The 14,113-nt window shown below is 71.8% G+C and carries 10 protein-coding genes; 8 read left to right on the top strand and 2 right to left on the bottom strand.

The genetic code is table 11. The features are described 5' to 3' along the window. Positions 1-6 precede the first annotated feature (6 nt). On the bottom strand, positions 7-303 hold the full coding sequence (locus H4F70_RS07695; RefSeq protein ID WP_182346167.1) for a chorismate mutase: 297 nt from the start codon (positions 301-303) through the stop codon (positions 7-9). Between the two features lie 213 nt (positions 304-516). Between H4F70_RS07695 and H4F70_RS07700 the strand changes: the two genes are divergently transcribed. Then, the gene (locus H4F70_RS07700; protein WP_182359730.1) at positions 517-3,069 is read left to right on the top strand and encodes a UvrD-helicase domain-containing protein; all 2,553 of its coding nucleotides are present in this window, start codon (positions 517-519) and stop codon (positions 3,067-3,069) included. A 164-nt stretch (positions 3,070-3,233) separates the two neighbouring features. On the opposite strand, the gene H4F70_RS07705 is transcribed toward H4F70_RS07700, so the two are convergent. Then, positions 3,234-4,130, bottom strand: coding sequence for a M23 family metallopeptidase (locus H4F70_RS07705; RefSeq protein WP_235681511.1), 897 nt, complete (start codon positions 4,128-4,130; stop codon positions 3,234-3,236). A gap of 649 nt (positions 4,131-4,779) precedes the next feature. Between H4F70_RS07705 and sucC the strand changes: the two genes are divergently transcribed. The 7 genes from sucC (at position 4,780) to H4F70_RS07740 (ending at position 14,111) form a co-directional block, all read left to right on the top strand. Continuing rightward, positions 4,780-5,943 (top strand): ADP-forming succinate--CoA ligase subunit beta, encoded by a 1,164-nt coding sequence (sucC, locus tag H4F70_RS07710; protein ID WP_182359731.1) that lies wholly within the window; start codon positions 4,780-4,782, stop codon positions 5,941-5,943. 11 nt (positions 5,944-5,954) lie between these two features. Beyond that, entirely contained in the window at positions 5,955-6,857 is a 903-nt protein-coding gene (gene sucD / locus H4F70_RS07715; protein WP_182345694.1) for a succinate--CoA ligase subunit alpha, read from the top strand. Between the two features lie 317 nt (positions 6,858-7,174). Further along, entirely contained in the window at positions 7,175-8,119 is a 945-nt protein-coding gene (locus H4F70_RS07720; RefSeq protein ID WP_220471780.1) for a DUF5336 domain-containing protein, read from the top strand. 90 nt (positions 8,120-8,209) lie between these two features. Next, entirely contained in the window at positions 8,210-9,634 is a 1,425-nt protein-coding gene (locus H4F70_RS07725; protein WP_182359733.1) for a cell division protein PerM, read from the top strand. A 96-nt stretch (positions 9,635-9,730) separates the two neighbouring features. Then, on the top strand, positions 9,731-10,318 hold the full coding sequence (gene purN, locus H4F70_RS07730) for a phosphoribosylglycinamide formyltransferase (protein ID WP_372497548.1): 588 nt from the start codon (positions 9,731-9,733) through the stop codon (positions 10,316-10,318). Next, the gene (purH, locus tag H4F70_RS07735) at positions 10,315-11,916 is read left to right on the top strand and encodes a bifunctional phosphoribosylaminoimidazolecarboxamide formyltransferase/IMP cyclohydrolase (protein ID WP_372497549.1); all 1,602 of its coding nucleotides are present in this window, start codon (positions 10,315-10,317) and stop codon (positions 11,914-11,916) included. The genes purN and purH overlap by 4 nt, the downstream gene beginning before the upstream one ends. A gap of 71 nt (positions 11,917-11,987) precedes the next feature. Then, positions 11,988-14,111 (top strand): MMPL family transporter, encoded by a 2,124-nt coding sequence (locus H4F70_RS07740; protein WP_182359734.1) that lies wholly within the window; start codon positions 11,988-11,990, stop codon positions 14,109-14,111. Positions 14,112-14,113: the final 2 nt, after the last annotated feature.

Raw genomic sequence — 14,113 nt, forward strand, 5'->3', positions numbered from 1 at the left:
GATCGTTCAGTGGCCGAGGCGCCCGCGCCCCAGGCGGAGCAGCAGCATCGCGAGCGTGTGCCCCTCCTGGCCGAGTTCGCTGTAGCGCTCGATGACGGCCATCTCACGGTTGTGCACGAGGCGCGTGCCGCCCTCCGCCATACGTGTGCGGCCGATGCGCTTCGACACCTCGGCGCGGCGTTTGACGGCGGCGAGGATCTCGGCGTCGAGCCGGTCGATCTCTTCGCGGAGCTCGGCGATGTCGACCTTGTCGGCGCCGGGAGGGTCGTGAACCTCGTCTCCGGACGATTCGCCGCCTGCCATCGTCGTCACCCGCCCTCTCGCCGCTGGGAATCGGTGCTTGCCGCACTCTTGGCCGCGTCCGAGGAACGGGCGGCCACAGCACATAGTGCCACGCCGGCAGGCCGTGCTGAGCGGGGCGCCGCCGGACGCGATCGGCGGCCGATCCCGCAGGCGTGTCGAGGAGCCCGCATCCGCGGCGGAGACGTCGGTCCCGGCCGGTACGGTTGACGTGCGATGAATACGATCTCCTCAGCCCCAGAGTCCGCCCGGTCCGGGCAGGTGTCCTCCCCTTCGGCGCGGGCTTCCGCCCGCCGCGGCCCGGCCGAGGAGCGTGACCCGGCCGAGCAGCTTCTGGAGGGCCTCAACCAGCCGCAGCGGCAGGCCGTGGTGCATGAGGGCGGCCCGCTGCTCATCGTCGCGGGAGCGGGGTCGGGCAAGACCACGGTGCTCACGAGGCGTATCGCCTACCTTCTCGCGGAGCGCGGGGTGCTGCCGGGGCAGGTGCTCGCGATCACGTTCACCAACAAGGCGGCAGCGGAGATGCGCGAGCGCGTCGCGGCGCTGGTAGGCCCGCGCGCCGGTGCCATGTGGGTGGCCACCTTCCACTCGACGTGCGTGCGGATCCTCCGCAGCCAGGCGGGACTGGTGGACGGAATCAACACCAACTTCTCCATCTACGACGCGGACGACTCGCGCAGGCTCGTGACGATGATCGCCAAGGACCTCGACATCGACGTCAAGAAGCACGCTCCGCGCGCGTTGACGGCCGCCATCTCGGCGTTGAAGAACGAACTCGTGGGTCCGGAGCAGGCGGCGGCCGATGCCGCGGCGTCCGGCGGCGGGCCCGGGCGGACGGGCTTCGCCGGGCTCGTCGCACAGGTCTACGCGTCCTACCAGCAGCGGCTGCGGGCGGCGAACGCGCTCGACTTCGACGACCTGATCGGTGAGACCGTCGCGATGTTCCGGAATCACCCGCAGGTCGCGGAATACTACCGTCGACGGTTCCGCCACGTGCTCGTGGACGAGTACCAGGACACCAACCACGCGCAGTACGTGCTGGTACGCGAGCTGGTCGGTGCGCACGCGGCCGACGCGCAGGACCCCGCAGGTGTGGGATCCGTTGGCCCGGGGCCGTCGGAGCTGTGCGTGGTGGGCGATGCGGACCAGTCCATCTACGCCTTCCGGGGCGCCACCATCCGCAACATCGTCGAGTTCGAGCGCGACTATCCCGATGCCAGAACTATCCTGCTGGAGCAGAACTACCGCTCTACGCAGAACATCCTGTCTGCCGCCAACGCGCTGATCTCCCGCAACAGCGGGCGGCGCGAGAAGAGCCTGTGGACGGACGAGGGCGACGGCGAACGCATCGTCGGCTATGTCGCGGACAACGAGCACGACGAGGCCTCGTTCATCGCCACCGAGATCGACCGGCTCGTCGACGCCGGCCAGGCCCGTTACAGCGACGTGGCGGTGTTCTACCGCACCAACAACGCCTCGCGGGCCATCGAAGAGGTCTTCATCAGGCTCGGCGTTCCGTACCGCGTGGTCGGGGGCGTGCGCTTCTACGAGCGCAAGGAGATCCGCGACGTCGTGGCCTACCTGCGCGTGCTGCTGAACGAGGAGGACACGGTCAGTGTGCGCCGCATCCTCAACACGCCGCGACGGGGTATCGGCGACCGCGCAGAGGCCTGCGTGTCGGTGCACGCGGAGTCCGCCGGGGTGGGCTTCGGCGGTGCACTGCGCGATGCCGCCGCCGGCGAGGTGGCGTTCCTCAACACCCGTGCGCGGAACGCGATCTCAGGGTTCGTCGAGCTCCTCGACGGGCTGCGTGCGTTCGCCGCCGGCGGGCAGGGCGACGGGACGGGCGCGGAGCCTCCCTCCGTCGGCGACATCGTCGAGGCGGTGCTGGACCGCACGGGGTACCGGGCGGAGCTCGAGGCCAGCAGCGACCCGCAGGACGGCGCCCGCCTCGACAACCTCAACGAGCTCGTCAGCGTCGCACACGAGTTCAGCGTGGACGCGGTCAACGCGGCGGCCGCCGCCGCCGACGATGAGCGCGAGGAGACCGCGGGCGATGAGCGCGAGGAGGCCGGGGACGACGACGGCCAGCCCGCCCCCGGATCGCTGGCGGCATTCCTGGAGCGTGTGTCTCTGGTCGCCGATGCCGACCAGATTCCCGACTCCGATGACGGCATGGTCACGCTCATGACCCTCCACACCGCGAAGGGCCTCGAGTTCCCTGTCGCATTTCTCACCGGATGGGAGGACGGCCAGTTCCCGCACATGCGGGCGCTCGGTGATCCGAAGGAACTCGCCGAGGAGCGCCGACTCGCCTACGTGGGCATCACCCGTGCGCGGCGGCGGCTCTACCTGAGCCGGGCGGTGCTGCGTTCGGCATGGGGCCAGCCCATCACCAACCCGGAATCCCGCTTCGTCCAGGAGATCCCGGTGGAGCTGCTCGAGTGGCGACGGGAGGATCCGGGCACCGGCGGGTCGGGCGGATTCGGATCGGGGGCCGGCGCGCGCGGCGGGGCGATGGGGGACAGGCTGCGCGGCGGGCGCGCCATCGGCGACGGCAGGCGGTCGGAAGGCTTCGGCAGCGCACGCCCCCGCAACACCGATCTTGTTCTGGCGGTGGGCGACCGGGTCAACCACGACAAGTACGGTCTCGGGACGGTCATCGCCTGCGACGGGGTGGGCAACCGGGCCACGGCGACGATCGACTTCGGCAGTGCCGGAAAAGTGCGGCTGATGCTCATCGGCGGGGTTCCGATGACCAAGTTGTGAGGACGCGGGGCCGGTCGGCAGGCGCCGGGCGGCCTACTCTGTGCGTGTGCGGAGGCTCCCGCGGGGAAGGGGCCGCCTGGCAGGTGGGGGGATTCTGCAGGCAGGGGCTTCGCGGCGTGAGTGGTCTCGGCACGGGCGGGGCGCCCGCGGGGGAGGCGGGGCTTCTAGCCCGCCACCGAGATGCCGCGCTGCGCGAGCCAGGGCTGCGGGTCGATCCGCTGGGTGCCGTTCTCCCACACCTCGAAGTGCAGGTGGGGACCGGTGGAGAAGCCCCGGTTGCCCATTTTCGCGATCTCGTCGCCGGCGAGCACGCGCTGGCCCTCGCTGACCTCGATGGTCTCGATGTGGCCGTAGACGGTGACGGTACCGTCGTCGGCCCGCACCCGGATCCACTGGCCGAACCCGCTGGCCGGCCCGGCGTCGATCACTTCGCCGTCGGTAGCGGCGTAGATGGGGGTGCCGATGGCGTTGGCGATGTCGATCCCGCCATGGATGGCGCCCCACCGATTGCCGTAGTGGGACGTCAGCTGCCCTGATGCCGGCTTGACGTACAGCGGCCGCCGCGCCATCGCCTCGGCGGCCGCGCGCTCTGCGGCGTACCGCGCGCCGGCGGCCAGCTGCCGGGCGGTCTCGGCCGCCTGCTCGACCTGCTCGGGCACCGCGAGCACCTGCGCGCTGCCGCCTACGCTGCCGGCTCCCGCGTTGGCGGGGGTGGCGGCGTCCTCCAGTGCGGTCGCGGCGTTGTCGGCGGCTTGAGCGGTGCCTGTCGCGATGTCCGAGAGGATCATGCTCGACCCGGAGGCGAGGGCGATCGCGTCGGAGGAATCGGCGGCCGGGGAGCCCGTCGCACCGTCGGTCAACGTCTGCCCGGCGGCGACCACTGCGCCGGCGGCGACGGCCACGACGGCCGCGCGGCCTTTGACGGCGTGCGGCGGCTGCGGAACGCGGTGCGCTCCGCCGCGCGGGGAACGGGAACCGGGAAGGGTGCGTAGATCGCGGAATGCAGGGACTTCGGCTGCGTCTGCGGCGGGGACGTCGCCTGCGGAGTTCTCGCGATGCACGGTCAAGAGTCAGGTCCTCGTATGTGGCGGATATCTGGCGGATCGGTTCGATCGAGGGCTCGGTCCGCGGCGTTACACACCGTCACAACTCGTGACCTGATCGTGATATTTACCTGGCTGACCGTAACGAAACGGTCGCGGAGGGGCAAGCGCCTCTCCGTGATCTATGACTGGACGATTGTTCCAGTCCGCGCGCCACCTGGAGCGACGCCGGTCACAAAGGCTTTGATTGTGTCCGTTGTCACACTGAAGCGGTGAAGTTCCAGCTTGTGGCGGGTGCGCAGACCGCCTGCGTGCGGCCCTGTAGGGCCGCCGGTCGGTCGTCGGGGGTAACAATAACGGCACTTCGCCGATGCGCGCGAAGCCGGCCTGCCGGGGCGTGTCCGACGACGGCCGCCGCCCGCGTGGGCGGCCGCGCCGATGTGATGGTGTCCGGCGTCTCAGTCCATGAGGCGGTCACCGCGCGCATCGCGCCGCGGGGTCTCGCTTAAGGTGGGTGGGCCCATGTTCGCGGCGCGGTGCGGCCTGTGATCGGCTGCACAAACCGCCAGGGCATGAGATCGACCACGCTGAATCGGCCGATATTGTCCCGAACACACCCGCTCGGACCCATGGGCGGGGCTCCAAACGTAGACGAGACGGTGAACACATGGATCTCTTCGAATACCAGGCGAAGGAACTCTTCGCCAAGCACGAAGTGCCGACGTCGCCCGGGCGTGTTACCGACACCCCCGCCGATGCGCGCACGATCGCCGAGGAAGTCGGCAAGCCGGTCATGGTCAAGGCCCAGGTGAAGGTCGGCGGCCGCGGCAAGGCGGGCGGCGTCAAGTACGCGGCCACGCCGGATGACGCCCAGAAGTACGCCCAGGACATCCTCGGGATGGACATCAAGGGGCACACCGTCAAGCGCCTGCTGGTCGCCGAGGCCAGCGAGATCGCGGAGGAGTACTACATCTCCTTCCTGCTCGATCGCGCGAACCGCACCTACCTGGCCATGTGCTCGGTCGAGGGCGGCATGGAGATCGAAGAGGTCGCCGCCACCAAGCCGGAGCGTCTCGCGAAGGTGCCGGTCGACGCCGTGAAGGGCGTCGATCTCGCGTTTGCGCGCAGCATCGCCGAGCAGGGCCACCTGCCCGCCGAGGTGCTCGACGCCGCAGCCGTGACGATCCAGAAGCTGTGGGAGGTCTTCATCAAGGAAGACGCCACGCTGGTCGAGGTCAACCCGCTGGTGCGCACGCCGGACGACCAGATCCTGGCGCTCGACGGCAAGGTGACCTTGGACGCCAACGCCGACTTCCGCCAGCCCGGCCATGCGGAGTTCGAGGACACCGCCGCCGCCGATCCGCTGGAGCTCAAGGCGAAGGAGAACGACCTCAACTACGTCAAGCTCGACGGCCAGGTCGGCGTCATCGGCAACGGCGCCGGGCTCGTCATGTCGACGCTCGACGTGGTGGCCTACGCGGGTGAGAAGCACGGCGGCGTCAAGCCGGCCAACTTCCTCGACATCGGTGGCGGAGCCTCGGCGACGATCATGGCGGCCGGGCTCGACGTCATCTTGGGCGACGAGCAGGTCAAGAGCGTGTTCGTCAACGTCTTCGGCGGCATCACCTCGTGCGTCGCCGTCGCCGAGGGCATCATCGAAGCCCTCAAGACCCTGGGCGATGCAGCGAACAAGCCGCTGGTCGTCCGCCTCGACGGCAACAGCGTCGAGGACGGGCGCCGCATCCTGGCCGAGGCGAACCACCCGCTCGTCACGGTCGTCGGAACCATGGACGAGGCGGCCGACAAGGCCGCCGAGCTCGCCGCAAAGTAAGGGACGCATACATGTCAATCTTCCTGAACAAGGACTCCAAGGTCATCGTCCAGGGCATCACCGGCGGCGAGGGAACCAAGCACACCGCGCTGATGCTCAAGGCGGGCACCAACATCGTCGGCGGCGTCAACGCGCGCAAGGCCGGTACCACGGTGGCCCACAAGGCCGCCGACGGAGCGGACGTCGAGCTTCCGGTGTTCGGATCGGTCTCCGAGGCGATGGAGAAGACCGGCGCCGACGTGTCCGTCGTTTTCGTGCCGCCGAAGTTCGCCAAGGACGCGATCATCGAGGCGATCGACGCCGGGATCGGCCTGCTGGTCGTCATCACTGAGGGCATCCCCGTGCAGGACAGCGCATTCGCGTGGGCCTACAACGTGGAGAAGGGCGAGAAGACCCGCATCGTCGGCCCGAACTGCCCCGGCATCATCACCCCGGGCGAGGCCCTCGCCGGCATCACCCCGGCCAACATCACCGGCAAGGGGCCGATCGGTCTCGTCTCGAAGTCCGGCACGCTGACCTACCAGCTCATGAACGAGCTCAACGACCTGGGCTTCTCCACCGCCATCGGCATCGGCGGCGACCCGGTCATCGGCACCACCCACATCGACGCCATCAAGGCGTTCGAGGAGGATCCGGAGACCAAGCTCATCGTCATGATCGGTGAGATCGGCGGCGACGCCGAGGAGCGCGCCGCGGAGTACGTCAAGGCCAACGTCACCAAGCCGGTCGTCGGCTACGTGGCGGGCTTCACCGCGCCGGAGGGCAAGACGATGGGCCACGCGGGCGCCATCGTGTCCGGCTCGTCGGGCACCGCGCAGGCCAAGAAGGAGGCCCTCGAGGCCGCGGGCGTCAAGGTCGGCAAGACGCCGTCCGAGACGGCCGAGCTGGCCCGTGAGCTCTACAAGGCGCTCTGACCGGGAACCCGTAGGAACTCCGCCCCGACACGCATCCGCGTGCCGTGGCGGAGTTCGCTTTCCGGTGGCCTTCCGTATCGTGCACTGTGAAGCAGCCTGCATGCACAGTCGAGCGAGGGGAAGCGATGTCGTATCCGCAGCAAGGGGGCTATGACGCTCCGGGTTCTCCGGGCGCTCCGCAGTCGGGCCCGCAGTGGCGGCCGGGGCCGTCGGGACAGCCCGGTGGGCAGAATCGCCCGGGCCCCGCCGGGCCGCACTTCGGTCCGCAGCCTGGGCAGGCGCCCTTCGGCGTCCGGCGGCAGGGAGGCGGCCGTGACGTGCTCGCGCGGGCGGTCGCGGCGGCGCCCGCGGTGGTGGCGCTGTCGGGTGTGGCCGGCTTCTTCTTCGGCTTCGGCCCGTATCTCGGCGCGGACGACGGGTACGCCCCCAACTTCTTCGGTTCGATGTTCGGCAACCCGCTGGTGGTCGCGCTCGTGCTCATCGCCGGGCTGATCGCCGCGCTGGGCCTGCTGCCGAAGCGCACGCCGAACCTCGGTGCGTCCGCGGTCGCCAGCGCCACGGCCGTACTCGTGCTTCTGTGCTCGCTGGGCTTCTCCGACATCAACAACTTCTTCGGCGGGATCAGCAGGAATCTCGACCCCGGTGTGGGCGCCGGCTGGGCGTTCTGGGTGGTGCTCGGCATCGCCGTGGTGCAGACGGGATTCGCGGCGGTCGCGGTGCTCGTCGACGCCGGCGTCCTGCGTGCGGGCTCCGCGTCGGCGTCCGGTGCCTGGGGTCGGGGACGGCAGGACCACCGGTACCCGGGGCAGCCTCCGTACGGGTACGGCGGTCCGCCGCAGCAGGGCTACGCGGCGCCTCCCTGGCAGGACCCGCGCTACGCCCAGCAGCCCCCGGTGCCGCCGCGGCCGCAGTACGGGCCGGGGGGATACCCGCCGCAGGCGTTCACCCAGGGCTACGGGCCGCAGCCGGGCTACGCCGGGCCGCCGACCGGCGGCGGCGATCCCCGGTACGGCTACGGCCAGGCCGGACCGCAGTGGGGCGCGGAGCAGACCTACGGGGGAGCGCGACCGGACTACGCGGGGCCGCCGCAACCGGGCGCCGGGCCGTCGCAGGAGCCCCCGCAGCCGGAGGGGACCGAGGACCCCACCCACATGTTCCGCGCCGCTTCGTCCGGGGACACGCCGACGGGCGGGGTCCCGGACGAGGGCCGCGGCGGTGAGGGGACGTCCGGCGCCGGCAGGCGGGACGATACGGCGGACTGACGCCGGCGAGCGCGCACGCCGGAGTCGAGCCCGTCACACCCCGGCGCGCCTGCGGTCGCATCGCGGTGGGGGATGGGACGCTGGCCGGTGATGAACACGTTGCTCAGGCGCCGCGTGCCCCGGCGGGGCGATGTCCCGCACGGTGCGCAGTCCCACGACGACGGACGGGCCGGGTCCGGTCGTGATCGTTCGCTCGTGCTCGTGGCGTTCGTTCCCGGTGGCGCTGCGGCGGCCTGCGCGCTCGCGGTGTCGCTGCTGGTGCTCCTCACCGCGGGCGGCGGGATGGGCGGTCTGCCCGGCGCCGTCGGTGCGATGTGGCTGGTGCTGCATCAGGCGCCGGTCTACATCGGCGATCTGCAACTGGGCGCGCTGCCCCTGCTGCCCACGGCGCTGCTGGCGGCGGCGGTGGCCGCCTACGCGCACCGCAGCATCGCCGCCGACGACCCGCCGCTGCGACACTTGTCCGTCATCGGCGCCGCGGCGGGCGGGCCGGCGGTGATCACGGTCGTCGCGGTGCTGCTCATCGACGACGCCTCCGCCACGATGCCCGTCACCACCATCGGCGCCGTGCCGTCGGTGCTCATCGTCGCCGCAGTGCACGCCGTTGCCGCTGCGGTGGGCATCGGTTTGGGCGCCACGCGCCGGTACACCGTCGAGTGGGGGCTGCCGGAATCGGTCCGACCGGTGCTGCGTGCGGCGGCGGTGGCATTGGGCGCGCTGCTCGCGGCCGGCGCCGTCCTCGTGGTCCTCGGCCTGCTCACCGGGTGGACCCGCGTGCAGGACGGTTTCGCCGCGGAGCCCTCCGCCGTCGGCATGATCGGCCTGCTGGTGCTGTCGGTGCTGTATCTGCCCAACATGGCCATCGGCGGCGCCGCCGTCCTGGTGGGCACGGTGGCGCACGTGGGTGCGGCCGATTTCAGCCTGTTCGCCGTCACTCCGGGTCCGGCGCCCGCGCTGCCGGTGCTGGGGGTGCTTCCCGCCGCGCCGATCAGCCCGCTGTGGGCCGCCGCGCTGGTCGTCCCCGCGGCGATCGCCGTCTGGTGTGCGGCGGTGAGCGGCGTCCGTGGACGCAGGCTGGCCGACCAGGCCCGGTACGTGGTGTCGGTCGCCGCGGTCTCGGCCGCCGGCGCGTTGCTGCTCGGATACCTGGCGGGCGGGACGGTGGGGATCTTCGATCCGTTCGGCGTCGACGCGCCGATGTTCGCCCTCGCTGTGCTCGGGTGGAATGCGGCCGCGGGCGCCGTCGTGCTGCTCCTGCGGGGCCGGGTGCCCGTCCCGGCGTGGCCGACCGGCCGCATGCCGGGGCGGTGGAGGACGCGCCGCACCGTCGACGGTGCGGACGCGGTTCCGGCGGACGGGGGCCCGGCGGGCGGCGGGACGGACGGCGACGGGGACCCGGACGATGCGGCGGAGGGGTCCGCCACCGCGACGGCCGGCGAGGAGGCAGTGGACGGCCCGTCGGGGAGCGGTCGCCCGCCCTCCCCGACGGGCGACGACGGCGAGGGATTATCCTGAAAGCGGCCTGCAACGCGCCGCTGATCCGTCGAGCACACCCCGGGAGTCCGAGCCCTGTACACCTCCGCTGACCCGGCACGGGAGCGCGCCCGCATCGTGGTGCTGGCCTCCGGATCCGGCACCCTGCTCCAAGCACTGCTCGACGCCGCCGCCGACCCCGCGTTCCCCGCGGGGATCGAGGCGGTGGTCACGGACAGGGAGTGCGTGGCGCTCGACCGCGCGGCACAGGGCGGGGCCGCCGCGCTGACAGTGCCGCTCGGCGCGTACGCGGAACGCCCGCTCTGGGACGATGCCCTCGCCGAGGCCGTCGCCGCGCATCGCCCGGATCTCGTCGTGTCGGCGGGCTTCATGAAGATCCTCGGGCCGCGTTTCGTCGCCCGGTTCGACGGCAGGATCGTCAACACGCACCCGGCGCTGCTGCCCTCGTTCCCGGGGGCGCACGCGGTGCGCGACGCGCTGGCGTACGGCGTGAAGGTCACCGGCTCCACCGTCCACCTCGTCGACACGGGTGTGGACACGGGTCCGGTGCTCGCGCAGGAGCCGGTGCCCGTCGACGCCGACGATGACGAGGCCACCCTGCATGAGCGCATCAAGACCGTGGAGCGGCGATTGCTGGTCGAGGTCGTCTCGGCCATCGCGGCGCGCGGTGTCACCATCGACGGACGGAAGGCCGTGATCTTGTGAGTGAGGTTCCAGTGGGCGGGCGGAGCGACGCGGGCCGGCGGCCGATCAGGCGCGCGTTGGTCAGCGTCTACGACAAGACCGGCCTGGAGGACCTCGCCCGGCGACTGCAGGAGGCGGGGGTCGAGATCGTCTCCACCGGCTCCACCGCGCAGGCGATCGCTGGCGCCGGCGTCCCGGTCACCAAGGTGGAGGAACTCACCGGCTTCCCCGAGGTGCTCGAGGGGCGGGTGAAGACCCTGCACCCCCGCGTGCACGCGGGGATCCTCGCCGACACCCGCAAGGCCGATCACCTCGACCAGATCGCGGACCTCGGCGTCGCGGCGTTCGAGCTCGTGGTGGTGAACCTGTACCCGTTCGCCGACACGGTCGCGTCCGGCGCGTCCGAGGCCGACTGCATCGAGAAGATCGACATCGGCGGGCCGTCGATGGTGCGCGCCGCGGCCAAGAACCACCCCTCGGTGGCGGTGGTGGTGGACCCGGCCCGCTACGGCGACGTCGGCGACGCGGTGCGGGCGGGCGGGTTCACACTGTCCGAACGCACCGCGCTCGCGGCGGCGGCGTACCGGCACACCGCCGATTACGACGTGGCCGTGGCGGAATGGATGACGGCGCTGACCGAACCGGAGACGCCGGAGGGGCTCACCTCCTGGCAGGGCGCGACGTGGCGCCGGGCCGCGTCGCTGCGCTACGGCGAGAACCCGCACCAGCGGGCGGCGCTGTACGTGGGGCAGGGCGGCCCGGTCGGGTTGGCGCAGGCGGAGCAGTTGCACGGCAAGGAGATGTCGTACAACAACTACACGGACTCCGACGCGGCGTGGCGCTCCGCGTTCGACCACGCGCAGCCGTGCGTCGCCGTGATCAAGCACGCCAACCCGTGCGGCATCGCCATCGGCACGCAGGAAGGCCCCGGCGCCATCGCCGAGGCGCACCGCAAGGCCCACGCATGCGACCCGGTCAGCGCCTTCGGCGGCGTGATCGCCGCCAACCGTGAGGTCACGGTGGAGATGGCGGAGCAGGTCGCCGAGATCTTCACCGAGGTCATCATCGCCCCGTCGTACGAAGACGGCGCGGTAGAGGTGCTCACCCGCAAGAAGAACATCCGCGTGCTGGTGGCCCCGGCGCCCGCGGCTGCCGGGCTCGAGATGAAGCCGATCGGCGGCGGGCTGCTGGTGCAGGAGCGCGACGTGCTCACCGCGGCGGGCGACGATCCGTCCGGTTGGACGCTGGCCACCGGTGCTCCGGCCGACGACGCCACCCTCGTGGACCTGGCGTTCGCGTGGCGCACGTGCCGTGCGGTCAAGTCCAACGCGATCCTGCTGGCGCACGACGGCGCCACGGTCGGCGTCGGGATGGGCCAGGTCAACCGGGTGGACTCCTCGCGGCTGGCGGTGAGCCGGGCAGGGGAGCGTGCGCGGGGCGCGGTGGCCGCCTCGGACGCGTTCTTCCCGTTCCCGGACGGCCTCGAGGTGCTCACCGAGGCCGGCGTGCGCGCCGTCGTCCAGCCTGGCGGTTCGGTCCGTGACGAGCTGGTGATCGAGGCCGCGAAGGCGGCCGGCGTGACGATGTACCTGACCGGGGCGCGCCACTTCGCGCACTGACACCGTCGTCGTAGCGGCCGTAGCGGCCGTAGCGGCCGTGGCGCCGGGCGCGGCGGGTTACGGTCGTGGGCGTGGAGCCCCGCAGTCCGGTACCGGCGCGTCGCCGCCGGCGTCTGCTGCTGTCAGCGCTGGTGTTGCTCGCCTGGGTGGCGCTGGTGGGGGTCGGCGCCGGCGCGATCGGTGCGCTGTCCGGCCTGCAGCAGAACAACAGTGCGGCCTGGCTTCCGGAGGACGCGGAATCGGCGCACGTGCTGCGCGACGTCGAGCAGATCCGCGGGTCGGACACCGCCTCGGTGGCGGTGGTGGCCCAGCGCGCGTCCGGGATCACCCCGGCGGATGAGGCCTTCCTGGCGCGGGTGCTGCGATCGACGGCGGGTACCGGCGGCTTCGGGGACGACGTGCTGGGCCCGGTGCGGTCGGCCGACGGTGCGGCCATGGTGGGCGGGCTCGGCGTGGTTCCGGACGACGGTATGCCGGGCGAGGTGTCGCGCCTGCGTGACGCGCTCGAGTCGGGCGCGCCCGCCGGGCTCTCGGTGCACATCGGCGGCGAGGCGGGCGTCGTCGCCGATTTCACCAGCGCGATAGCCGGGATCGACGGGATGCTCCTGGTGGTGGCCGGGTGCGTGGTGTTGGTGATCCTCGTGGTCGTCTACCGCAGCCCGCTGCTGCCGGTCACGGTGCTGCTGTCGGCTGTGGGGGCGCTCGCGTCGTCGTCTCTCGTGGTCTACGCGCTGGCCGACCACAACGTGGTGACCATCGATGCGCAGAGCCAGGGCATCATGTTCATCCTGGTGTTCGGCGCCGCCACGGACTACGCCCTGCTGCTGGTGGCCCGCTATCGCGAGGAGCTCGCGCTGACGCCGGACCGCTTCACGGCGATGCGCCGCGCCTGGCGCGCGACCCTCGCGCCCGTCGCGGCTTCCGGGGGAACCGTGATCCTGGGACTGTTGTGCATGCTGCTGTCTGAGCTGCAGTCCAACCGCAGCCTCGGCCCCATCGCGGCGATCGGCATCGTCGGATCCCTGCTGGCCACGATGACGTTCCTGCCGGCGATGCTGCTTCCGCTCGGCAGGCGCGTCTTCTGGCCGCGGGTGCCGCGGGTGCTGCCCGGGGCCGCGGCGGACGCCGATCCGGATGCGATCGTGGCCGCGGAACATCCGCGCTGGTGGCGGCTGTCGCGGAGCGTGTGCGACCATCCCCGCCGATACGTCGCCGGGGCGTTGGTCGTCCTGTTTGTGCTCGCCGCCTTCGCGCCGCAGTTCCGGGCGGGCGGGGTTCCCCAGTCGGAGGTGTTCCTGCGCGAGGTCGATTCGAAGGTGGCGCAGCGGATCATCGGCGAGCACTTCCCCGCGGGGGCGTCCGCCCCCGCGATCATCGTCACCGACGACGGCGACGCCGCCGCGGTGACGGCGGCGGCCCGGCGGGTCGACGGGGTGGTGATCGTGCGGACGGTCGCGAGCGCGGGCGGCGACACCGAGATCGACGCGGTGCTCGCCGACCCGCCCGATTCCGACGCCGCGCTCGACACGGTGGTCCGATTGCGCGACGCGGTGCACGCGGTGCCCGGGGCGGACGCCATGGTCGGCGGGATGTCGGCGGTGCAGGTGGATGTGCGGGCGACGTCGGTCCGGGATCGGACGGTGATCATCCCCGTGGTGCTCGCCGTCGTGCTGGCGGTGCTCATGCTGCTGTTGCGGGCGGTGGTGGCGCCGGTGATGCTCATCGGCACCGTGGTGCTGTCGTTCGCGTCCGCGTTGGGCGCGTCGGCACTGGTGTTCAATCACCTGCTCGATTTCCCCGGTTCGGATCCGGCGATGCCGCTGTTCGGCTTCGTCTTCCTCGTGGCGCTCGGGATCGACTACAACATCTTCCTCATGACGCGTGGGCGCGAGGAATCGGCGTGCGACGGGACGGAGGCGGGAGTGCCGCGGGCCCTGGCCGTGACGGGCGGGGTGATCACCTCGGCGGGGGCGGTGCTCGCGGCCACTTTCGCGTCGCTGTCGGTGATTCCGCTGTTGTTCCTGGCGCAGATCTCGTTCATCGTGGCCTTCGGCGTCCTGCTGGACACCATCGTGGTGCGCACGCTGCTCGTACCGGCGCTGTCCGTGCAGATCGGCGACCGGATCTGGTGGCCCGGCGCGCTGGGGCGGCGCCGGCAGGGCGGAACGGTGGGCAATCCCGGTGCGGGCTCGTAGCC

The sequence above is a fragment of the Tomitella gaofuii genome, assembly GCF_014126825.1.
Classification (GTDB): domain Bacteria; phylum Actinomycetota; class Actinomycetes; order Mycobacteriales; family Mycobacteriaceae; genus Tomitella; species Tomitella gaofuii.

Bases quoted from the DNA above. Each gene is read 5' to 3' on its own strand.
- H4F70_RS07695 (WP_182346167.1), bottom strand. From the start codon at position 303: ATGGCAGGCGGCGAATCGTCCGGAGACGAGGTTCACGACCCTCCCGGC.
- H4F70_RS07700 (WP_182359730.1), top strand. From the start codon at position 517: ATGAATACGATCTCCTCAGCCCCAGAGTCCGCCCGGTCCGGGCAGGTG.
- sucC (WP_182359731.1), top strand. From the start codon at position 4,780: ATGGATCTCTTCGAATACCAGGCGAAGGAACTCTTCGCCAAGCACGAA.
- sucD (WP_182345694.1), top strand. From the start codon at position 5,955: ATGTCAATCTTCCTGAACAAGGACTCCAAGGTCATCGTCCAGGGCATC.
- H4F70_RS07725 (WP_182359733.1), top strand. From the start codon at position 8,210: ATGAACACGTTGCTCAGGCGCCGCGTGCCCCGGCGGGGCGATGTCCCG.